Origin of the sequence: Alicyclobacillus sp. SP_1, assembly GCF_024706985.1 — a bacterium.
Taxonomy (GTDB): domain Bacteria; phylum Bacillota; class Bacilli; order Alicyclobacillales; family Alicyclobacillaceae; genus Alicyclobacillus_I.
In genome coordinates this window covers 16,653-38,910 of record NZ_JAMCCX010000020.1, presented here as the reverse complement: position 1 = coordinate 38,910, position 22,258 = coordinate 16,653, and the positions used below count along the sequence as shown (strand labels likewise).

The window sequence follows — 22,258 nt, the reverse complement described above, 5'->3', positions numbered from 1 at the left end:
GATGGCGTTGGTTCGTGTACTCGCTGTTTTTAAAAGAAAAGGGGGAGGAAATTTTGAATCGAAGAATGAAACGGGTTTCAGTCATGGCGATGTCGACCATTGGCGTGGGCATGTTGGTTGCCGGTTGCGGAACAGCCGCTAGTAACAACACGTCGAACAGTTCCAGTTCGACTCCGGCCGCCACGACCTCGTCGGCCAAGAAAATTCACTTGGTACTGACCATGTGGGGCTCCTCGCTCGACCAAAAGACATATCAAGAGCGGGCTGACCTCTACACTAAGTCGCATCCGAATGTGACGGTATCTGTCAAGCTGTTGCCGAATACGAACTACGATGAAAAGTTAGAGACGATGATTGCGGGTGGCGACTCGCCAGACATTGTCGAAGTCTCTCAAGACTATGCACCGTTGGCTGCAAAAGGAGCCATCATCAGTCTCTCGTCCTACGTCAAAAAGGCAGACATGCACGTTCACCAAATCTACTCCAAGGGCTATGTGAGTGGTTATATGTATAACAACAAACTATATGCCCTGCCAGACCGCGGCGGTTATATCGCGCTATTCTACAACAAGAAGATGTTTAAGAAAGCTGGATTGGCGTATCCGAAGGCCGGGTGGACTTGGTCTCAATTTCTCACGGATGCGCGCAAATTGACGATTGTCAAAGATGGAAAGACCGTTCAATGGGGTTGCGCCGTAGACAACTGGTGGCCTGAGTATCTTGCGTTCACCCACTCCGCTGGCGGACATGAAGTGAACCAAGCGGGAACGAAGGCAACCATGGACAGTGCAGCATTCCGGAAAGGTTTGCAGTTCTACTGGAATTTGATTTACAAGTACCACGTCTCTCCGGATGCTAAGCAGTGGGCAGACTACGGTTCCGACATTAACCGCGACAATCTCTTCTTGGAAAATAAAAACGCGATGAGTATCTCTGGCTTCTGGGATATTTCGTCCTTCTCGAATGCGCATATGGACTTCGGAATTGCTCCAGTGCCAGTGGCTCCAGAAGGGCATCCGAGCATGGTCACAGCGGGTACAGGTCTGGCCATCGCATCGGGTTCTGCACACAAGAATACGGCATTCAAAGTCATCAAGTTTATGACGAGTGCGGCCGGAGAAATGCCGATTGTCACGAATCACGAGGACATTCCTGCGAACAAGGCGGATGTATCGGCTTGGGTGAAGACATTGCCGGACGGTCTCAGCTACAAACAAATGGAGCTGTCGCAGCAAGATATCTTCTCGCCGCGGATTCCACCACAGTGGAACGAAATGCAGACAGACATTTCGGAAGACTTCACGCCACTTTGGGATGGTACCACCACGGTCAAGAAAGCTACAGAAGCCGCGACCAAAAAAGTCGACTCTATTCTCGCTGGCAACTGAGTTCTCTCTCGAGCGGGTGGGCGAGTGCCATGGGCACTCGCCCTCTCTCGGGTCATCGCCACTCGCGAACATCACTGGTACAGGAGGAGGGGAATAAATGAGCTCGGCGAGAGGAATGTCGATGAAGGCGAAAGAAACGTTAGCATTTTATTTATTCCTCACCCCTTGGGGAATTGGATTCATCGTGTTCTTGATGGGGCCACTCCTTGCCTCCTTGGTGCTCAGCTTCACCAATTGGGATTTGCTACAACCTGCTCAGTGGGTTGGGCTCGCCAATTATAAACGGGTGTTGTTTGGGCCGTCGCAATTTTGGCTGGCCATGGGAAACACGGCGTACTATGCACTGATTCTGGTTCCTCTGTCCATTGTGGTAGCGCTTATTCTGGCCGTGTTGCTCAATCAAAATATTATCTTGCGCCGATTTTTCCGAACGGTATTTTACCTTCCGGCAACGTTGCCCATTGTCGCAGTCGTCTTTCTCTGGCAATGGATATTGGCCCCGTCGGGTATCCTCAATGAAATTCTTGGGTGGTTTGGAATTCATGGGCCTGCTTGGTTTGTCGATCCCGCTTGGATAAAGCCGGGCCTGATTCTGATGGGTGTGTGGGCGGCTGGCAGTGGTGTGGTGCTGTTTCTAGCGGGCCTCCAAGGTATTCCGAAATACATGTATGAAGCAAGTGCGATGGAAGGCGCCGGACCAATTCGGCAATTTCTGATGATTACTGTGCCGATGCTGTCTCCAATTGTCTTGTTCAATCTGATCAATGGCATCATTGGTGCCCTTCAAGTATTTACGCAAGTGTATATTATTGCGCGAGACAACAAAGCGGCCGTAATGGCGGTTCCGTACCTGTATCACGAAGCTTTTGGCTATTTCAAAATGGGTTACGCATCCGCCGTCGCTTGGATTTTCTTCATTTTTGTCATGGCTTTGACGCTCGTTGTTCTTCGCTGGTCGAGATCTTGGGTCTATTATGAAGGGGAGGTGCGGTAATGAGTCAGACACTGACCACAACGCCTGGCGTGCCAGCCAACAACGACCGAAACAATCGCAATTACCGGCGCGCCAAATTGGCGAAAGCCGCAGCCAACAAGTTCATTGTCTACTTGGTTCTTGTCTTTGGTGCTGTCTTGATGCTGCTTCCGCTCCTGTGGATGGTCACCACGTCGCTTTCGAACAATGAATATGCTACGTCTTTTCCACCGCACTTCATTCCGACGCATTTTGAATTCGGGAAGTATGTGTCCATCTTTACGAATCACGATATGGGCCAGTTCTTTCTGAATTCCATCATCATCGTGGTTCCGAGCATTGCCGGACAAATTATCTCGTCCTCGATGGCTGCTTTCGCATTCGCGCGCTTGAGGGCGCCAGGAAAGCGTATTTTGTTCATCATGACGATAGCCACTTTGATGATTCCCTACGAAGTTACCATCATCCCGACGTTCATTCTGTTTCGCTACTTCCACTGGATTAACACGTTCTGGCCACTCATTGTTCCGCAGCTGTTCGGCAACGCATACAACATTTTCTTGATGCGACAGTTTATGATGTCCATCCCTACGGAACTGGACGATGCCGCTAAAATTGACGGTCTCGGTTTCTTTGGTATCTGGCGACGTATCATTCTGCCGCTCTCGTTTGCACCGATTGCAACGGTGGGTGTCTTCACCTTTACGTTCAATTGGGGTTCGTTTCTGGCACCTCTCATTTACATCTCGAAGACGCGTTTCTATCCTCTGGCGTTAGGAATTTACATGATGACGCAGACGTCAAATCGCGGTCAAATACCACCGTGGAACCTCATTATGGCGGGCAGTATGTTGCTCACGGTGCCGATGGTCTTGGTCTACTTCTTCAGTCAACGCTATCTCTATGAAGGCTCTAACGTTCTCGGCAAAATCACCTGATACGCTGGTAACCCGAGTGCCGATGCTGGGGTGTGATGAACCAAGATGGGCTGTCTCTTACCCCGGTTTCACTGTGTGGAAGCGGGGGGAAAGGAGTGTCTTGTGACTGTATCCTTTTCGTGCTTGCATGAGAGTCTCTTCTCCGACCCTGCTTCGTGGCGCGAGGCGCGTGCAGGTTATCTGCACCGGACGATGACCCGAAAGCTCACATGGTTGTCAGACACTCCGCTATGTACGGATATCCGCTCGCTGGCAGCGGCGGCGCGGACTGAGGCGCCTCCAGCGCTGTCGTTTCGTGATTTCATTGAATTTGCAACATCGGGCGAGCGGCAGCGCTACGAAGGGCCGTGGCTCTTGCGGCGGAAGTATTTGATGGTGCTGTTCATGGAAGCTTTGGCGGACGAGCAGGCGATGGATGTGGAGGCGATTGAAAACCTTATTTGGGCCATCTGTGACGAGTATTCTTGGGCGGCTCCCGCACACCTTCCGGTGTGTGTCGAAGCGGCGTCTCAGCACAGGTTGCCACCGGACGAGCACGCGGACATCTTCGCTGCGGAAGTCTCCTATCTGCTCGCGGAAGTCGTCAACGCGCTGCAGCATCGACTTCACCCATACGTCGTGTTTCGCGTGCGCGCGGAGATGGAGAGACGTCTGTTTCGCCCGCTCTTTCATCATCCGGAGCGTTGGTGGTGGGAGTGGACTCCGATGAACTGGGCCTCCGTGACTGCGGGTGGTACGGGCATGGCGGCACTGTTGATGATGGACGACCGGGAGCGTTTGGCCGGATGCTTGTATCGGTGCATCGCCGCGATGGAGGTTTTTCTCGAAGGCTTTGGAGAAGATGGTGGCTGCTCTGAAGGAGTGTCCTATTGGCAATACGGTTTTGGTTACTTTGTGTACTTTGCCGAAATGCTTTGCGATGCCACGGCGGGCGGAGTGGATTTACTGGAAGACGAGCGCATTCGTGCCATTGCATCCTTTCCAGCGCGCGTTCAGATGACGTCTGAAACATTCCTCAACTTTTCTGATGCCTTCCATCATTTTCGCCCCATTACGGGCTTGCTGCACCGATTGCATGAACGCGTTGGCAGTCGTGTACCAGCTCTTTCCACGACCGCTTCGCTCATCCACAATCCGGCCGCGGCGATTCACGATGTGTTGTGGACGGACAAGACCTTGTTCGGCCGCGCTTTGCCCGAAGCGCACGAATACTTCTCAAATCTCGGCGTGGTGCTTGAGAGGCACTATGCTCATGGAATCCCAGTGCTCTTTGCTAGCAAAGGTGGGCACAACGACGAGCCGCACAATCACAACGACTTAGGTCATTTTCTGATACAAGTGGGCCACCATGCCTTGCTTGCCGATCTCGGTGCAGGACCGTACACTCGCTCTTATTTCACGGATCAGCGCTATGAGACGGTGCAAGCCTCGTCTCGCGGGCACTCAGTGCCATTGGTCGCAGGTGAGGAGCAACAGCAGGGGCGCGAGGCAGTGGCCACGGTGTTGGAATATCGAAATGATGGTCCCGAAGTCGCGTTCTCCCTCGACCTGTCGGCAGCCTACCGGAGTCAAACCGTGAGGGAGTTTCGGCGCGAGTTTGTGTGGCGCCGCAGCGGATCGCCCACTGCAATCGAGGGCGCCGAACGGTCTTCACGGATGGCAGAACCAGAAAGTGCGAACGGTGTTGGAGGAGCAGAGGCGTCGCGCTCCGGTTTGTATTCGGAGGCCGCCACTCTGACCTTGCGCGACCGCCTGTCGTTAAAGCGGCCTGCAGAGGTTGTCGAGCGCTTTATCAGCACGGTACCTCCCGTTGTCCAGGCGGGCAACGTGGAGTGGCGAGTTGACGTTGGGGCCGTCCGCTTAGACCTACCCTCGTCTGCGGGAGAACCTTTTGTGGAGACGATTCCTTTAGAAAACGGGAGCTTGGCGTATCGGCTCTGCGTGCCTCTGCCCGCTTCTGTGGAGGTCGATGTGTCGTTTCTCTTTCACGCGTTGGTCGAACAGGGCGAGACGCGTTAGCGGCAGTAGATGTGTTTGCGGAAAGGGGAGCAGGCCAGCATGGAACGGGCTGGAGAGAACGACTGGGTGACGTTGGCGCTGGACCATGCGAATGGGAAAATAGAGCGGTTGCTGCAGAGAATTTCGTCGCAGTTTCCGCACGCGGTGGTTCGAGGTGAGTATGTTCTGGCGGAGCCTTCCTGGTGGACCGGCGGCTTTTGGCCAGGGCTCCTCTGGCTGGGTTATCGATATCTGGGACTGGACGCGTACCGTCAAATCGCAGAGCGGTGCGAAGCGGATTTGGTTGGGGTGTTGCGCGCTGATGCCAGGGTCGATCACGATGCTGGCTTTCTCTTTACGCTGTCCTCGGTGCAACAGTATCGGCTGGCCTCTGACCACGAGGCGGCTTTGCATGCGCTCACCGCAGCCGAGCGACTGGCTAGTCGCTTCAATTTGCGCGGGCGTTTTCTCCGCGCTTGGGGAAACACCGAGGAGTCGCGGCAGATGGCAGGATGGGCCATTATCGACTGTCTGATGAATTTGCCGCTACTCCATTTTGCAAGCAACTTCACCGGAGATCCGCGCTTCTCGCACATCGCGAATGCTCATGCGGACACCGTGCTAGCCGAGTTTCTCCATCCACATGGGTGGACGGCGCACATTGTGGCGTTTCACCCGGAGACGGGGCAGCGGCTTGGCAGGCTGTCGGGTCAGGGTGCTCGTGAAGACTCCGCGTGGTCACGCGGAGCGGCCTGGGCGCTATGCGGACTGGCACACCAGTTTCGGCACACAGGCGATGAACGCTATGCACGAGCATCGCGGCGCTTGGCGGATTTCTTCGATGCGTCCTGGACGGCTGGGGGAGTGGACTGCATGCCTCCGTGGGACTTTGACCATCGTGGGGTAGCGAGCGATGCTTTCGACAGCTCTGCAGCGGCTATCGCTGCCTGTGGTCTGTTGGTCCTTGGGGACGCGATGTCCGATGGAAGCCTACTTGCTCGCGGTCGCGAGTGGGTACAGCGCCTGTGGCACCACGTGCAGTGGCATGAGCAAGAAGTTGGAGGTAGGGAGGGCGCGGATAACTTTTCGGAAGGCATTGTTCCGAATGCATCGGCTAATGTTCCAGAAAACTTACACGTCAACACATCGCTCATTTACGGGGACTACTTCTATGTGGAGGCGCTGATGCGACTTCGAGGGACGATGGAGCCGGAGATTTGGTGACGCATCTTTTCAGCCGTCAGAGAAGGTGGAGGCGGACGGAACCAGAGGCCCGCCCGCCGCGTCCTCTCAGCTTGGGGACAAGGCTCGCTTCGCGGACTGAATGACCGCGAGGAACTCTTCTGTCGCGGTCTGCACGAGTTGCGGCATGGTACCATCTGTCGCGGCTTTGGGTACGAGATGACTGCCGACTCCTACGGCGATGGCTCCGGCTCGGATGTAGTCGGCGGCATTGGCCTGTGAAACGCCTCCCGTGGGCACGAGTGGAATGTTCGGCAACGGCGCACGCACCGCCCGAATGTAGGCAGGGCCGAGCACGTCGCTGGGAAACACTTTGACCGCGTCCGCACCAAGAGAGTAGGCTTGCTCAATTTCGGTTGGGGTCATAGCACCAGGGAAGACGGCACAGCCCTTGGCATTCGCTACCTGGAGGACCTGCGGATTCAGGTTCGGTGCCACGAGGAACGCTGCTCCGGCGCGAATAGCGTGCTCTGCATCTTGTGGACTCAGGACGGTTCCCGCGCCAATCCGCGCGCGCCCCTTAAAACGCTCGGCCAGCTCGGCAATCAAATCGACCGCAGACTCCGAATTCATGGTCACTTCGACCGCTCTGCAGCCCCCTGCAATCAGACTCTCCACAATGGATGGCACTGCTCGTCCGGCGTATCCACGCAGAATCGCAATCAATCCCGTTGTTCTGATTTCTTCCAATACCTCGGAACGACTCATGGTTGTTCACTCCTTTTCGTACCGCAAATTGGCTCGCATTCTATCGGGTGATCCGTTCGTTGTCTTCTGTGATATCCTGCCAAGTGGGCAGGCCTTCAACATCTCCGACCCACTCGATGACCCGTGCCGCCACGCGTGTCGCCAGAGCAACCGCATCCGGCAGGGGCTGCTCGCGCAGCAACCCGGACAACAGACCAGCGGCGAAGGCGTCGCCGGCGCCAACCGGATCGACCACTGTGGGAACGGGATGGGTTGGCACAGTGCCTGCTGTGTCGTTCGTGCGGTAGTATGCACCGTCTTGGCCGAGCTTGACGACGACGAGGCGTGCCCCTGCATTGAGAAACTCGGCGGCCATCTCTTCTGCAGAGTCTCGTCCGGTCAGAAGACGTCCCTCATCTATGCCGGGGAGCACGATGTCTGCCCACTGGGCGAGCCTCAGCAGCGTCTCTTGAGCTTCTTCTGCGCTCCACAGTTTGCGCCGAATGTTAGGGTCGAGCACGACCGTCGTGCCATGTTCGCGGGCCATTTGGGCAGCTGTGAAGGTGGCCTCGCGCGCGGTCGCACTGAGCGCGGGTGTGATTCCTGTCAGGTGCAGGTAGCGGGCACTCGCAATGAACTCTTCAGGGATGTCGGATGGGGCCAGCGTACTCGCTGCAGAATGGTTGCGGTAATAGAGGATTTGCGGGTCCCCTGTTGGCTGCCGCTGCTTGAAGAAGACTCCGGTGGGTGCGGTCTTGTGAAAGGTCACATGACGCGTGTCTACACCTTCGCCGCGCAGAAAATGGTGGACGAAGCGGCCGAACTCGTCGTCGCCAAGCTTCGTCAGGTAGTTCACGCGATGACCGAGTCGGGCTAAGCCTACAGCGACGTTCGACTCTGCTCCAGCGACCGTTTTGGCGAAGCGGTGGGCAAATCGAAGCGGATCGACCGTCGTGGGATAGAAGAGGGTCATCACCTCCCCAAACGTCGCGACCTCTGTGGTGCGGGCTTGGTTCACCATTCGGCCACCGTCCCGTCCTCGTGCCTCCAAAGTGGATTGTGCCATGCATGGCCTCGCGCCGCGAGTTCCCGGATGAGTGGTTCCTTTACATCTATTCCGAGGCCAGGACCGTCGGGAATGCGTACAAAGCCGTCGTGGTAGGTAAAGACGCTTGCATCCTGGAGATAGTCCAGTAAATCGTTGGACGTGTTGTAGTGAATGCCTAGACTCTGCTCTTGAATGAAGACGTTGGGGGTCACGCCATCGAGCTGCAGGCAGGCGGCGAGGGCGATGGGACCCAGTGGGCAGTGCGGAGCCACCGCGACGTCGTATGCTTCCGCCATGGAGGCAATTTTACGAACTTCGCTGATGCCGCCCGCGTGAGACAAATCCGGCTGAATGATGTCGACCAACCCGCTGGCGAGAATTTGCTTGAAGTCCCAACGGCTGTAGAGACGTTCGCCTAGAGCGATGGGAATGGAGGAACTGCTCGAGATGCTGGCGAGGGCGTCCATGTGCTCGGGCAACACGGGCTCCTCCACAAACATCAGATGATATGGCTCTAACTCGCGAAGGAGCACTTTGGCCATGGCGCGGTGGACGCGGCCGTGAAAATCGACCGCGATGCCCACACCGCTGCCGACGGCTTCGCGAACGAGAGCGACGCGCTGTGCGACGGCTTCGACTTTGGCATGGCTGTCCACGTAGTGCAATTCGTCGCACGCATTCATTTTGAGAGCTCGGAATCCGGCTTCCACCTGACGTTTTGCTTGATCGCACACGTCTTGCGGGCGGTCTCCGCCAATCCAACTGTAGACCTGCACTCGTTCGCGCACCAGACCGCCGAGCAACTGATGTACGGGCATACCATGGCGTTTGCCTTTGATGTCCCATAGGGCTTGGTCAATGCCAGCGATAGCGCTCATTAAAATAGGCCCGCCTCGGTAAAATCCGCCACGATAGAGGGTCTGCCAGATGTCTTCGATGTTCTCTGCATCTCTATCTATCAGATGCTCACTCAATTCCTTCACGGCTGCGGCAACGGTCTCCGCTTTGCCTTCGACGACGGGTTCACCCCAGCCGAATGTGCCGTCATCGCAAGTGACCTTGGCAAACAGCCACCGTGGCGGAACTAAAAAGGTTTCAATCCGTTCGACTTTCACGCCGATGTCCTCCTTCGGGCAGACTACATTCCCTGACGCGTAGGTCTTCTGTTGTGTTCCCGTGCAAAGACGGACAAGGCCAGCCCGCAGGCTGGCCTCTGACTCTAGGAAAAATGTGCTTCGTAGAGCAGATGGACTTGGTCTGGACTACGCCCTTCTTCATCAAAGATATACAGTTCATTACCTGTTTCAGACAAATAGCTGTCGGGGATGTACAGTGCAGTCTGTGGTCCCGCTGACCAGTACCGTCCCAAATGATGTCCGTTCAGCCACACAGAGCCTTTTCCGAGTCCTGTGAGTTTCAACTTGACCGGATGCCTGCGCACAGTAGGCCCTGCGGGGGCTAGTTTGAAATGGCTCCGGAAAAAGCGCGGCGCCACTCTGTTTTCGGCGGGGACTGGCACTGGTCCATAAGACATTGCGGCAAACGGATGAGTCGAAATCTCAACATCGCCGCTCTCTCCGACCACACCTGCTGCCATTGTCCACGGTTCTGTCAATTGCTGGTCCAAGGCATAGCGGACAGCCTTGATGGAGGGTGCATGTTCAAGCGATTTTGCGGGACGGACTTCCAAGATGTTATCGCCTGGCCGCAACCACTTCGTGACGTTGACTTCAAAGAAGCGGTCGTCATCGTTGTACGAACGGTGTTTATAGATGAGGTGGCCATGCAGATAAAACTCGATGGGAGTCGTGTCGAGTCCAAACACTCGGAGCAAAATGCCTTCGCCGTGTTCCCAAGGAATGCGTAGATTAAGGGCTCCATCGTCTAGCTCACTCGGAGTCCAAGTGGGCAGCGCCAGTTCGTGTCCGCCGAGGTAGGCGTTGCCAAGCAGCCCTTTGCGTTCCCCGAGTCGCGCGGTGAAGCAATATCTACCCAAATTGTCGAGCAAGACGGAGAGGCAATTGACACCCGGAGTGGGTTCGATATCGCATAGCGCGAACGGGGCGAATGCTCCGACCACTCCTTGACGGCGCCCGTTTAAAAAGACCGTGGCGCGGTCATGAACGGATTCAAGAACGAGGCGAGTCGGCGTGCCGTCGCTGACAAACGACGTGTGGTACCAGCCATAGCCCTGGTATGCACCGAAGTCTTCGAGCGGAAGTGGGTGCGACGACTTCCAGTCAGACGTCCTGGTATCCAAGGCGGAGAGAACTTCAGCCTGTTCAAAGGAGAGTGCGGGCAAGGCCTCCTGTTGGTCGTATTGGTTCCAGTCCATTTGCACGGTAAACGAGGCATGTTCTTTCGGTACGCGTACAGAACGTGCGACTTCTCTCGCAAAGACGTAGAGTGTCACGTCGCCGACAGCGTGTCTGGCTGGTTCCTGACCGTTCGGCACTGTGCCTGATAAAACCGTCACGGTACCATCCACAGTCAGATGAAACTCGTACGTGTCGCCCGGTTCACCGTAGAAGAGGTGTTCCTTGCCCAAATTTAAGAAGGCGTCTGCCGTGGCGAGACGTAGTTTCACGGTTGGACTGAGCGCGACGTCAGATAAGAAGATGCGCGTCTCTCCCGCGAGCAACGTACCAGCCTTTGCGCGTACCGAATCATCATGGTTCGCGAGACGAAGAGTGACGGTGTTGGGAGTGTCATTTCGAACAAAAATGGTGCGTCCAGAAGGAGATAGGCGCTCCGTTAAAAGCACGTCAGTCTCTGGCACCCTCCACGTCACAGGCGTTTCGTCACTGTCTACAAAGAGGTCCTGATAGCTCTGTGCTAACCAGTTGACGAGGCGACACTCATGAAATTTCTCGGTGATGACGCCCGTCTCGCCCAGTGGAGCATCGTAGTCATAGCTCGCCGTGATGAAAGCACCAAATTCGTCGTCTGTGGTACGTCCACCGTAGTATCCGAAGTTCGTCCCACCCGACCACATGTAAAAGTTGTAGTGTCCGCCAGCAGCAAGAACTTCCTTCAACGCGTTCCCTACATTTCTGCCAGAACGTGTGTGATGTTCTCCTCCCCAATGATCAAACCAAGCAAGCCACAATTCCGAGACAAAGCGAAACGCATCTGGCTGTTCGTCTGCCAAGACACGCAATCCCTCCCGGAAGTTAGAACCAAAATTTGCGCACTTCGTCGCCCCATCCACGAGCCATCCGTTGCCGGGTAAGTCGCAGGTGATGAGAGGGACAGTCACTCCGTGATGCAACAATTCATCGCGCAAGAAAGTCATGTATTCGATCTCGTCCGCATCGCCAAAATAGCCGTATTCATTTTCAATCTGAACCATTAAAATTGGTCCGCCAGAGCTTACTTGACGCGACACGATTAGTGGCAGTAGCACTTCATGCCAGCGAGAGATATACTTCATAAACACGGGATTGGCCCGCCGATAGGCGATGTCACTCTTCTGCGTCAGCCAAAAAGGAAGACCACCATTGTCCCATTCCCCGCAAATATAGGGGCTGGGGCGCACAATCACAAAAAATCCGCGGCTATGGCAGAGGTCAATGAATGCTGCCAAGTCCCGGTTGCCTGAGAAGCAATACTTTCCTTCGTGATATTCATGGACATTCCATGGAACGATGGTTTCAATGGTATTAAGGCCAGCTTGCCAACAGTCATCGAGGCGAGACTCCCATTCATCCCGTGGAATGCGAAAATAGTGAACTGCTCCCGAGACCAGCTGGAGCCGCTGACCGTCTACAAGGACACTGTGACGATCTATTTGGACGCTCGTAGTCATTGCTTCGCCTCCTATTGTTATTTGTGATAATAAATCTGTTGACACGAAAAATCAATTCTTGATTTGGCCCTTAGCCAGTTTTATGATGAAGAAGCTACATGAAGATATTGAAAAAACACAAATCGGATGTGGAGTTCTATGTTGCAGGCTCAAAAGATGAATATTGAAATGATGAAGCAGTTCAATATTATTTCCGTACTTCGTGTCATTCGTGAAAGAGGGCCAATTTCTCGGTCGGAAATTGCGGAATGTATTGATTTATCCAGACCATCTGTATCAGAAATCGTCAGTGACTTGATTGTCGGAGGATGGATTCGAGAATTGACTGCATCGCCCGGTGGTCGCGGGAGACGGCCTATTCCTCTGGAGATTAATCCGAACGGTCGGTATGTCCTCGGTGCAGAGATTGGCGCGTATCAACTGAGCGTCATCCTCTGCAATCTCAATTCGGAAGTCATCGGTCAAAGCACGGTCCCTCTGACCGAAGGGGTCACGCCTGAGCTGGCACTGACCGAAGTCTGCTCTATGTGCGAAAGTCTGATTGCTTCCTGCCGTGTGGAGCGCTCGCTGTTAGTCGGAATTGGCGTGGCGATGCATGGAGTGGTGCACCCAGGCACTGGCTATTCTGTCTATGCTCCGAATCTCGGTTGGCACGATGTACCTGTAAAGGACTTCTTGGAAGCCAAAATGGGTCTTCCGACTTACGTCGATAGTGATACCAATACGTCCGCGCTCGCCGAGTTGTGGACAGGCGTAGCCACAGGTTCGAGACAGTTCATCACGATGGTCGTCGACTATGGCATCGGTGCGGGCATCATCTTTGATGGCAAACTATACCGCGGTATTGCCCATATTGAAGGACAGATTGGTCACACCACGGTTGATGAAGACGGGCCGCGCTGTGCTTGTGGTAACTTTGGGTGTCTTGAAGTTATGGCGTCTGAGCCAGCGATTGTCCGCCGCGTTTTAAAGCGGCTTCGTGCGGGGGAGCGAAGCGTTCTCTCTTCACAATTCGACCATTGGGATGAGAACAGTATTTCCATTCAAACCATCTACCAAGCTGCGCGTTCTGGGGATGAACTGTGTAAAGACGTACTGCGGTCCGCGGGACGGTATCTTGGTATTGGGATGTCGACGCTCATCAACCTGTTTAATCCACTTTTCGTTGTCTTGAGCGGCGGGATGGCGGAAGTGGCAGATTTGATTTTGCCGGATATTGAAGATGTGATTGTTCATCGGGCACTTGGGGATGCAGGAAAGAGTACCAAGGTTCTCGTATCGAAGTTCGGCAAATTAATTTATCCACTGGGTGGAGCGACTCTGGTTCTGGAACACGTCTTTCAATCTCCAGAAGCGGTGGCTATACCGAAATCCATTCAAGATTGAACCGATGAGAGAGACCGCTCTCGGGATGGTCGCGATGAGCGGCGCAAGCGAGAGCGGGAGCTACAGAAATAGGGGGATTGTTTCAGAACTGTTGGGTGGAAATCATGGGTTTCTACCGTCTCAACCACATTTAGTTATTTGCGATTATGATATAATAGCGACAGTGCGTCGTTTTGGTTTTTTGTACGTTTTGGTTGCACGTCTTGGTTGTTTGTTCGGATAGATGCATTGCGGAGAGGATGGTCGCCTTCATGGAAGTACGCGACAAAGTGGTTATTGTCACCGGTGCGGCGGCTGGAATTGGCAGAGGCGTGGCCGAAGAGTTTGTTCTGCGTGGCGCTATCGTTTTGATTGCAGATATTGATGTAGAGCATGGCGAAGCGACTGCAGAGCAGTTGCGGCGTTCGGGAAACCGTGGCTTTTTTATTCCAGTGGATGTGTCGGATGGACGCCAAGTGCGGGCCATGGTGGAGCGTGTGATTGACAATTTTGGTCGGATTGATACGCTCGTCAACAATGCCGGGGTTGTGTTGTTCAAACCTCTTTTGGACATGGAAGAATCCGAATGGGATCACTTACTATCGGTCGACTTGAAGGGAGCTTTTCTCTGTTCCAAACAAGTCCTGCCGACGATGATGCAACAAGGGTCCGGAGTTATCCTCAACATTGCGTCCAATCACGCGCTTTCAACCCTCCCAGACAGTGAGGCCTACGCCGCAGCAAAGAGTGCTATGGTTGCATTCACCAAAAGTCTTGCGCTCTCTTACGGTCCCAAAGGCATTCGCTCCGTAGCCATCTGTCCCGGTTTTACGGATACCCCACACTACCAGCGTTGGTTGCAAGATGTCGAAGATCCCAAGGCACGAGAACGAGAGACGCTGCGGCTTCATCCTCTCGGGAGGATTGTAAGTCCTGCGGATGTAGGCAAGCTTGCTGTTTTTCTCGCATCTGAGGATGCCAGCATGATAACGGGGACGTCTGTTGTCTTGGATGGTGGTGTTTCAGCTCAACTCTATGTGTCCGAGTGAGCCCGGTGAGGAGACATCACCGAGCGCACCCTTGCGCTACAGAACGCCGCAAGTTTAGGCTCGGCGGGAGGGGGTGTGGGCTGACGGTATTCGCGCGACAGTCGGCTCGGACTACGCCCAACCGGATTCAAACCAACAGACATCAAATGCCGAATGCGGCCCCGCTCCTCAACATGGAAGCAGGTGCCGCATTCGGTTTTGTCGTCAGCCGGAACTGACCACGCTATGCTATGCGTTTCGTGCCTGGGGTCTGTAGTAATTCACTTTGCCACGGAAGAGTAGGCTATAGGGTTCTTCGCATCTTTGAAAGCAGTGTAGACGAGCCGCTTGTGGTGCATATTGAAGGACAGCATGCCCATGGTGGAAAATCCATTCAAATTCTGGTTGTATCCGCCGCGGGTCTTGTAGTCCTTCAAAACCCAATATGTGTAACCGGTTACAAAAGAGTCATTCTGCAGTGCTACATCCCAATTCTCTTGGAAGAGTTTTGCTTCCCATTCTTGCGAGCCGGGTGTATTTGCGGAATTCCCATTGCCTTTGAGCGACCAACTACCATTTTCCGTGACCAAAATGGGTTTGTTCGGATACTCGCTGTGAAAGCGGCTGAGATAGTAGTTGTAGTTGCGCTTTGGATGGTTAGTATTGTAGAAATAGCCGTAGTACTCATTCAATCCGAGAACACTTGCAAGACTGTCGCCATGCCAGTGCCACGGGTCAGCACACCAAGTGACGGGTCGATTTTGCACGTCGAGCTTTTTGGTTGCGTCGACCAATTGCGACATCCAGCGTTTGAAGTAGCCATGGTTCTGTTGAACCTCATCGGACATCGACCAGAGGATGATGGACGGGTTGTTTTCGTGGTTCCATACCATGGACTCTACTAACGCTTTCGACAAGCCGTAAGTCAGTTGTCGCTCTTCTCCTTTGCCACTAAGCCACATATTGGGCGCCTCATCCATGACCATGATGCCATGTCTGTCGGCATAGTGGTAGACAAAAGGAGCACGTGGATAGGAGTTGTTTCGAATGAAGTTTGCATTTAATTTATGGACTTCACTCAGTTCTTCTCGATATTGAGCCTTGGTTATGGATTCTCCGTCATTCCCGAATTCAGAGTACCAATCAAACCCCTTCAGGAAGATGGGCTTGCCGTTCAGCGTGATATGGTCGTTGGCAATGCCGATGGTGCGCATACCATAGTGCGTCGTCAAGCTGTCCAGGGGCTTAACTCCCGGCCCGGCTGGCGGCGTGGGTGGCTGTGGAGGGTTGCCTTTTCCAACCGGTCCTGGCTGTGCGGGGCCGCCCGGTACAGCAGGAGGATTTGGCCCAACGGGCGGCTGCAATGCACCAGCGACGGTCGTGGGGCCATAGACCGTCCCTGTGGTCGATCCCGCTTGCGCACCAGGCCCTGGCCCAGGGGTTGGTGCATAGAGGGACGCGGTGACGGTGTACAGATTTGGTGTGGAACTTGTCCACCACTGTGCCTTCGGGATGGCGAACGTCATTTTGACTACTTGCACCGAATGCGGAGCCAAGGTGACTGTCTGAGATACTGGCTTGCCTCCAGAACCTTTTCCGGGATTGACGACGAGTGTGCGCGTGGCAGTCTTAGAACCATGGTTGTAGAGAACGACGTCCGTGTTCAACGTGTGGTCACCAGTGTTCGTCAAGATTTTGCTGACGCTCATCTGGTCCGTAGCTTCTAAATAAGCGCCGTAGACGATGCCTCCATAGGGCCAGTAGTCGACGCGACCATTGGGAACAGCACGGTCCAAGGTCATGTGTGGATTCGGACGCCAAACTCGGACGGCAATGACATTCTTCCCCGGGTGTAAGTATCGACTCACATCCAAAGAGAATGCGGTGTTGGAACCTTCATGCTCTCCTACAAATTGACCGTTCACATAAATCCAAGCCATGTAGTTGACGGCAAGAAAGTTCAAGTGAACGAACTTTTTGTTCCAGTTTGGCGGCACTTGAACGGACGTGCGAAACCAAGCGAATCCGTCATAGAGGGAGTCGCCACTTCCCCAGTAACTGCCGTCTGTGGACCCAAAGCCTTTTGTGCCATAGAGGTCCATGGAACTGGGAATCTTCTCAGGCGTCCAGTTTTGGTCGTTGTATCCGGGGTCAGCCCATCCTTCAAGGACACCAACATCGGTCGGATCCGTTTGAAACCGCCACACCTTGTCCAATGAAATGAATTGGCGACCCGGCTGTTTGAACCCATCTGTCGCGAAAGAAGGAACTGGTTGGCCGTATTGATAGAGGACATTGACGCCATCGACGTTCTCAATGTGACTGTCCATCGGTTCGGTTTTGCCTAGGTGCGGCGACGGGAAGTTGTCGATCGTGTGATACGACAGCGGCGACGCGTACGCGACTGGAGCCACCAGCGCTGCTGCTCCGCAGAGAAAAATCGCACTCATAGCAGATTTCGCAACGATGGCGCGTTTACTTTTTTCCATGGAAGAGTCAAACCCCTTTCGTTTCGTTCGGCCAAAGCAGAGGTGTGGCGATGAGTGCTTGCCGAGGCCGTCGTCTTTTGTCTAGTCCGGCGAAGATGTGTGTTCTCAGAAATGAGAGGAACAATAAGCTTTCCGTTGAATACCTCAAATTAATAATTCATAATAACAATATAGGCATTCCCCCTTGACACTCGATGGACTTCTGCAAGAGAGTGGAGAACAGTGGCTGGAAGGACATTGTATCGACGAGGCAGAAATCTAGGGAGTATAGGTATAGATTAGTCATAATGCTGCGAGATATCAATATTTTTCTGAACAAATAATTTCTCGTCTTATTTCGCCGAGAGGTGGTTGCGGTTGCAAATTGCAATGCAGTCCGCCAGAATTGATTAAGACAACGACGTAAATTCCATGGCGAATGAAACCGATTTCAGGTGGTGTGAATGTGACGAGACGAATCACAGACCGTTTCCTCTTTATCAGTTCCGTATTCTATTTTCGACTGCCGCAACAGGAGTGGCGAGACCGCCTCGAGAAAGTCAAGATTGCTGGCTATAACACGGTGGATGTCTACATACCTTGGAACTTTCACGAACCTTCAGAGGGTCTCCTGCAGTTTTCGGGAGATGCGGATGTGGACGCATTTTTGACACTTTGTGAGGAGATGGGACTGTTCGTGATTGCTAGGCCCGGCCCATACATCTGCTCAGAGTGGGATGGCGGCGGTATTCCGGCGTGGGTCTATCGAGATGCGCGCTTGGCTGTCCGTCAGTACGATGCGACTTGGCTCCACTGGACGGAGCATTGGTATGAGCAGATTGTCCCCGTGTTGTTGCCGCATCTGTCGAGCCGAGGTGGATGTGTTTTGGCTGTACAAGTGGAGAATGAATTGGACTTCTTCCCATGCGAGAACCCGCGTGCGTACATGGATGCACTGTTTTGGATGATGCGGCGCCTTGGCGTGGACGTGCCCATCACAGCTTGTATTGGCCAAGGCGACTTAGATGGCGCCACTGGTCGCAGTGAGCATCTGTTGCCGATGTTTAACTTTTATCCGCAACATCCGGCAGATCCCGCTCTTGCCACTGCTTACAACCCGATTCTACGCGACCTAGAAGCGCAGGACATCGCCCCGCTGACCATGGAAACCAACCGAGACACTCTGACTCTGAGTCGCTTGGTGGCATCCGGAGTTCAGGGCATCGCGCCATATCTCATGGTGTCCGGGATTCACCGAGGACCATGGCAAGCTATCAACAATTGGCGAGCGAAGCCGAGTTATCTCGCCACCGATTACGACTTTGGTGGCATGGTGACAGCGGACGGGCGCCTACGCGCCACTTTCTATGAAAATCGACTGCTCACCCAGCTTGTTTACAGCGCGCATGACACCTTTCTGTACGGACGGGCAGAGGGCGCCGATCGTCTCAGCGAAGACGGTCGAGTGTATCGTCAAACCATCCAGCGAGATCGAGAAAAAATAAGTTTTTACTTTAACTTGCAAGACTCGCTACATACGATTTCCGGGCAGCAGCTGGGTACCGTGTCATGTTCGCTGACCATCGCGCCGATGTCGTACGGTGTTATGACCGAAAACTACTCAGTTCATGTAGGGAACAGGACTTCTGCGGTGGAACTTGTCTTCTCGACCAATGCGGCCATTGTTCAAAATACGGCGGCGGACGGAGCTACGATGCTCGTACTGGCAGCAACACCGGGCGATTCTGTTCTCTGCGGTTCGGAGTTGTCTCAGCCTTTGCAGAGGATTCTGAATGCGACCGGAGAGGCGCTGGATAAGAGTGCTTGGAGTGATTCGGAAAGCGGAGATTTTGTCCTTGTCTGCCGCGAGGGTATCGAGTTTTTCCAATGCGAGTGGGAGACAGGTCTTCGTCTCCTTGTGGTCGTCTTGCCAGAGGGCATAGCCAGCCACACCTATGTCTCGCCTTGGGGTTGTGTGTCTACTTCCGCGCTGGTTCGTCAGATAGCTTACGATGCAGCAGAGCGGACTCTTTGGATTCGAGCCGACGCTACTTCGGACGGAATCGAGGCAACTTGGTATGGCATGGACGGAAGCGTACAGGAACTGTCTTTGACTCCGGGGCTTTCGGCAGATGGCACCCAACCGACCCATTGGACGGAAGAGGCCGCGATGACGGATTCGACACTGAGTTTGCCGGGCCTCACCTGGTTGAGTAGCGCGATGGTCTTGCCGAAGACCGAGCCACTGGCAGACATAGTGTATTATCATCCGTTGCCGATGGACCTCCTCGGTGTCTATCAAGGTCAGGTCGTATACGAGGCGACTTTGACTGGGGCGGTTCAAGGCATTTATGTGGAGGGCGCTGCAGATCTTGTGTGGGTGTACGTCGATGACCGTTGCGAAGGGGTCTTTGCGGGCGATGGTCGGGCTTTTGAGTGCATGTTTTCGAAGGTCTATGAGGGAAACCATGTGTTGCACATTTGGGTGGAATCTTGGGGTCACAGCAATTTTCATGACGATTCGTGCCAGAGCTTGGTGCTCGGATCGATGAAGGGGATACTCGGTTCAGTCCACGCCATCCGCGGGAAACTGGCGGGAGAGGAGGTAGACAGCGCTTCCGGTAACATATCTGTGTCTCCCCCAAAGGACGGAGAACCATGCGTTCAAGCACCAATTCATGGGTGGAACACCGCTCGCGTCCGGGAAGAGGTTTGGCAGGGTAGATGTGTGCAGGAGTCATCTGTGCAGTGGCCACTTCCGGTCAAAACAGGAGAGCGCTATCTTGTCACCGGAAGACTGTCCATCCACCAGAGGGCTGTGTTGTCCTCCATCCATCTGCGAGTGGCTGGGGAGAACGCTCGGATGGACGTATGGTTGGATCATCACCTGGCTGGAAGACTGTGGTTTGGACCGCAGTTGTCTCCTCACCTCGTGGGGGGACGCACAGATGCGCTGTGGCTGGAAAATTCGCTGCTCGAAGAGAGGCAAGCCGTTACTCTTCGACTCTTCATTCAGGCAACCGCCGATGGATATATTGAAAGACCCGAGATTTTCCGGGAGGGAACAGAGGCAATCCGACGAAATCATTGGATGAGGGCTTCCCTATGTTAGCAGATTGGAGCGAGGCATAGATGTTGGATGTCACCGTTTATGACATCGCACGTGAAGCGGAGGTCTCTGTCTCGACGGTCTCGAGGGTGCTGAATGGAACTGCTCCCGTCAAAGCGTCGACACGTCAGAAGGTTCTCGCATTAATCGAAAAATATCAATTCCAGCCCAATGGACTGGCCCGCAGTTTGTTGAAGAAAGTGACTGGGACAATCGGCATTGTCATACCGGACATCAACAACCCGTTCTTCCCTGAAGTATTCACGGGAGCAGAAAATGCACTCAGAGAAAAAGGATATACTTTCTTTTTGTGCACAACGCATGGTAATTTTGAGTACGAGTCGCAATACCTGGCGCTGTTGCGAGAGAAGCAGGTGGACGGGATTTTGTTTCTCGGAGGACGTATCAATCAGCGGCACTGTCCGCCGGACTTGGCTCAAGAATTAGAAGACTTGAATCGACGAATTCCCATCGTTCTCGTCAACGGCGATTTACCTGGCTCCAGTTTTCATCGAGTTTTCATTGATGAGCATCGGGGTGCCGAATTGGCAACGCAACATCTTATCGATCTCGGTCATCGCCACATTGGCTTCATCGGCGGCGAACCGGAGATTACTGCCACGACGGAGAAAATTGCTGCCTTCGAGCAAACGCTCGCGGTCAACGGTCTCTCGAGTCGACCCGAGTGGATGCTTCTCGGGGACTTCTCGATTGGTTGTGGAATGCGCCGCATGGAAGAGTTGTTGGCGCTTCCAGAGCGGCCAACTGCAGTCTTTTGCGTCAATGACTTTGTCTCGGTTGGAGTAATTAAGACCGCATTTGACCACGGATTGCGCATTCCTGCCGATATTGCCGTGGTCGGCTTTGACGACACAGTGCTGGCCGCCTCGACCACACCTGAATTGACAACCATTTCTCAGCGCAGCAAAGAGTTGGGGGAGACCTCGGTAAGAGTACTTTTACAATTGATTCAAAAGCGCCGCGTGCGCAAGCATACGGTACTGGAGCCAGTTCTCAAAATTCGGCGCAGTACGGTTGACGGGCTGAATGCTGCCGCAGGGCAGCTTAGTCAGCTTTCTGAACCGTGTGGATGAGGAGTAGCGCAGGATTCGTAGAGCAGGATTCGTAGAGCAGGATTCGTAGAGCAGGATTCGTTCTGGCAAGAGGATAGCATGGTCGCGTAGTTGAGACTGCAATCGGGCTTCACCGAGCGCGAGGATGTCCGGCAGCGAGTTTTACACGAGAGGATGTTGAGTTTGGAACTAGTGGCAGATGTTCGCGCGGAATTAGGCGAAGGGCCGGTCTGGGACGAACGGCTTTCGCGGTTGTATTTTGTCGATATTCTCGGTCATACCGTGCATTGGATTGACGGCCGAGACGGACGACTGTCCAGTCTCGATGTGGGAGGGATGGTCAGCGCCCTGGCGCTGAAGGACGATCAGCATATTTTAATTGCCCTCGGCAAAGAGATTCAGCAACTTAACGTGGAGACTGGCGAGCGTACTCCCGTGACCTCGCTAAAGACTGACTTGGAGCAAATTCGTTTCAATGATGGCAAGTGCGACGCGCGCGGGCGCTGGTGGATTGGGACGATGGACATGACGGAGTCTCAACCGATTGCGAGCCTTTATATGCTGTCGAATTCTGGTCCGCTACGGTTATCTTTGGGCGACGTGACGATTTCAAACGGTTTGGCTTGGAGTCCCGACCACCAGGAGATGTACTACATCGATACGCCTAGGCGCTGTGTTCAGACGTTTGAGTTTTATCTAGAGGAAGGGCGATTGGGACCGCTAAAATCGTCGTTCGAAATTCCGCCGGCGTTTGGCATTCCCGACGGGATGACCGCAGATTCAGAAGGAAATATATGGATAGCGCATTGGGATGGTGGACGCGTCTCTAAGTGGCATCCTGGTTCAGGCGCGCTACTCGACGTTGCGACGGTGCCTGCTACACATGTCACTTCTTGCACGTTTGGTGGCCCAGGGCACCGGGACCTCTATATCACGACTGCGCGAGTGGGACTCACTGACGCAGAACGAGCGGATCAGCCGGGAGCGGGTGGTGTCTTTCGCCACCGCACGGATGTGCCTGGGTTGCCAAGCCACCGTTTTCTCGGCTGAATGGAACGGCCGCCCACGTTTCTTGTGTCGGGGGCCAGTTGGGTCGTCTTGCAGAACGAAGGGGCACCCGAAAGAATAAGGAT

Annotated in this window: 15 protein-coding genes; 10 read left to right on the top strand and 5 right to left on the bottom strand. The window is 54.2% G+C overall.

Annotated features, from left to right (window positions below; genetic code table 11):
- The first annotated feature begins 53 nt into the window (after positions 1-53).
- The 5 genes from M4I36_RS06775 (at position 54) to M4I36_RS06755 (ending at position 6,521) form a co-directional block, all read left to right on the top strand.
- Positions 54-1,388, top strand: a complete 1,335-nt coding sequence (locus tag M4I36_RS06775) for an ABC transporter substrate-binding protein (RefSeq protein WP_258110974.1) — start codon at positions 54-56, stop codon at positions 1,386-1,388.
- Positions 1,389-1,485: 97 nt separating this feature from the next.
- On the top strand, positions 1,486-2,382 hold the full coding sequence (locus tag M4I36_RS06770) for a carbohydrate ABC transporter permease (protein ID WP_258110973.1): 897 nt from the start codon (positions 1,486-1,488) through the stop codon (positions 2,380-2,382).
- Positions 2,382-3,299 (top strand): carbohydrate ABC transporter permease, encoded by a 918-nt coding sequence (locus tag M4I36_RS06765; protein WP_258110972.1) that lies wholly within the window; start codon positions 2,382-2,384, stop codon positions 3,297-3,299. Before M4I36_RS06770 ends, M4I36_RS06765 begins: the two co-directional genes overlap by 1 nt.
- A 102-nt stretch (positions 3,300-3,401) precedes the next feature.
- A complete protein-coding gene (locus tag M4I36_RS06760; RefSeq protein WP_258110971.1) occupies positions 3,402-5,318 on the top strand; it encodes a heparinase II/III family protein in 1,917 nt (638 codons plus the stop codon).
- Between the two features lie 39 nt (positions 5,319-5,357).
- Positions 5,358-6,521 (top strand): glycoside hydrolase family 88 protein, encoded by a 1,164-nt coding sequence (locus M4I36_RS06755; RefSeq protein ID WP_258110970.1) that lies wholly within the window; start codon positions 5,358-5,360, stop codon positions 6,519-6,521.
- Between the two features lie 66 nt (positions 6,522-6,587).
- On the opposite strand, the gene M4I36_RS06750 is transcribed toward M4I36_RS06755, so the two are convergent.
- The 4 genes from M4I36_RS06750 to M4I36_RS06735 form a co-directional block, all read right to left on the bottom strand.
- Positions 6,588-7,247: a bifunctional 4-hydroxy-2-oxoglutarate aldolase/2-dehydro-3-deoxy-phosphogluconate aldolase gene (locus tag M4I36_RS06750; protein WP_258110969.1), complete on the bottom strand. Its 660-nt coding sequence runs from the start codon at positions 7,245-7,247 to the stop codon at positions 6,588-6,590.
- A 40-nt stretch (positions 7,248-7,287) separates the two neighbouring features.
- The gene (locus M4I36_RS06745) at positions 7,288-8,247 is read right to left on the bottom strand and encodes a sugar kinase (RefSeq protein WP_258110968.1); all 960 of its coding nucleotides are present in this window, start codon (positions 8,245-8,247) and stop codon (positions 7,288-7,290) included.
- Complete coding sequence (gene dgoD / locus M4I36_RS06740; RefSeq protein WP_258110967.1) at positions 8,241-9,389, bottom strand: galactonate dehydratase; 1,149 nt, start codon at positions 9,387-9,389, stop codon at positions 8,241-8,243. Before dgoD ends, M4I36_RS06745 begins: the two co-directional genes overlap by 7 nt.
- A gap of 104 nt (positions 9,390-9,493) precedes the next feature.
- Positions 9,494-12,082, bottom strand: a complete 2,589-nt coding sequence (locus M4I36_RS06735; RefSeq protein ID WP_258110966.1) for a beta-galactosidase — start codon at positions 12,080-12,082, stop codon at positions 9,494-9,496.
- Positions 12,083-12,238: 156 nt separating this feature from the next.
- On the opposite strand from M4I36_RS06735, the gene M4I36_RS06730 reads away from it, so the two are divergent.
- Both M4I36_RS06730 and M4I36_RS06725 read left to right on the top strand, forming a co-directional pair.
- On the top strand, positions 12,239-13,468 hold the full coding sequence (locus tag M4I36_RS06730) for an ROK family transcriptional regulator (RefSeq protein ID WP_258110965.1): 1,230 nt from the start codon (positions 12,239-12,241) through the stop codon (positions 13,466-13,468).
- 251 nt (positions 13,469-13,719) lie between these two features.
- Entirely contained in the window at positions 13,720-14,496 is a 777-nt protein-coding gene (locus M4I36_RS06725) for an SDR family NAD(P)-dependent oxidoreductase (protein ID WP_258110964.1), read from the top strand.
- 260 nt (positions 14,497-14,756) lie between these two features.
- Here the strand turns inward: M4I36_RS06725 and M4I36_RS06720 are convergent, their stop codons facing one another.
- Positions 14,757-16,964: a glycoside hydrolase family 2 protein gene (locus tag M4I36_RS06720; RefSeq protein ID WP_258110963.1), complete on the bottom strand. Its 2,208-nt coding sequence runs from the start codon at positions 16,962-16,964 to the stop codon at positions 14,757-14,759.
- A gap of 445 nt (positions 16,965-17,409) precedes the next feature.
- Here M4I36_RS06720 and M4I36_RS06715 point away from each other — a divergent pair, with 445 nt between their 5' ends.
- The 3 genes from M4I36_RS06715 to M4I36_RS06705 all read left to right on the top strand — a co-directional run bounded on the left by M4I36_RS06715 (position 17,410) and on the right by M4I36_RS06705 (position 22,175).
- On the top strand, positions 17,410-20,055 hold the full coding sequence (locus tag M4I36_RS06715; RefSeq protein WP_258110962.1) for a beta-galactosidase: 2,646 nt from the start codon (positions 17,410-17,412) through the stop codon (positions 20,053-20,055).
- Positions 20,056-20,075: 20 nt separating this feature from the next.
- Positions 20,076-21,146: a LacI family DNA-binding transcriptional regulator gene (locus tag M4I36_RS06710; protein WP_258110961.1), complete on the top strand. Its 1,071-nt coding sequence runs from the start codon at positions 20,076-20,078 to the stop codon at positions 21,144-21,146.
- Positions 21,147-21,317: 171 nt separating this feature from the next.
- A complete protein-coding gene (locus tag M4I36_RS06705) occupies positions 21,318-22,175 on the top strand; it encodes an SMP-30/gluconolactonase/LRE family protein (RefSeq protein ID WP_258110982.1) in 858 nt (285 codons plus the stop codon).
- The last annotated feature ends 83 nt before the right edge of the window (positions 22,176-22,258 follow it).

Coding starts and splice junctions, on each gene's coding strand:
- M4I36_RS06730 (WP_258110965.1), top strand. CDS start 12,239: ATGAATATTGAAATGATGAAGCAGTTCAATATTATTTCCGTACTTCGT.
- M4I36_RS06750 (WP_258110969.1), bottom strand. CDS start 7,247: ATGAGTCGTTCCGAGGTATTGGAAGAAATCAGAACAACGGGATTGATT.
- M4I36_RS06770 (WP_258110973.1), top strand. CDS start 1,486: ATGAGCTCGGCGAGAGGAATGTCGATGAAGGCGAAAGAAACGTTAGCA.
- M4I36_RS06755 (WP_258110970.1), top strand. CDS start 5,358: ATGGAACGGGCTGGAGAGAACGACTGGGTGACGTTGGCGCTGGACCAT.
- M4I36_RS06720 (WP_258110963.1), bottom strand. CDS start 16,964: ATGGAAAAAAGTAAACGCGCCATCGTTGCGAAATCTGCTATGAGTGCG.
- M4I36_RS06725 (WP_258110964.1), top strand. CDS start 13,720: ATGGAAGTACGCGACAAAGTGGTTATTGTCACCGGTGCGGCGGCTGGA.
- M4I36_RS06735 (WP_258110966.1), bottom strand. CDS start 12,082: ATGACTACGAGCGTCCAAATAGATCGTCACAGTGTCCTTGTAGACGGT.
- M4I36_RS06710 (WP_258110961.1), top strand. CDS start 20,076: ATGTTGGATGTCACCGTTTATGACATCGCACGTGAAGCGGAGGTCTCT.
- M4I36_RS06765 (WP_258110972.1), top strand. CDS start 2,382: ATGAGTCAGACACTGACCACAACGCCTGGCGTGCCAGCCAACAACGAC.
- M4I36_RS06745 (WP_258110968.1), bottom strand. CDS start 8,247: ATGGTGAACCAAGCCCGCACCACAGAGGTCGCGACGTTTGGGGAGGTG.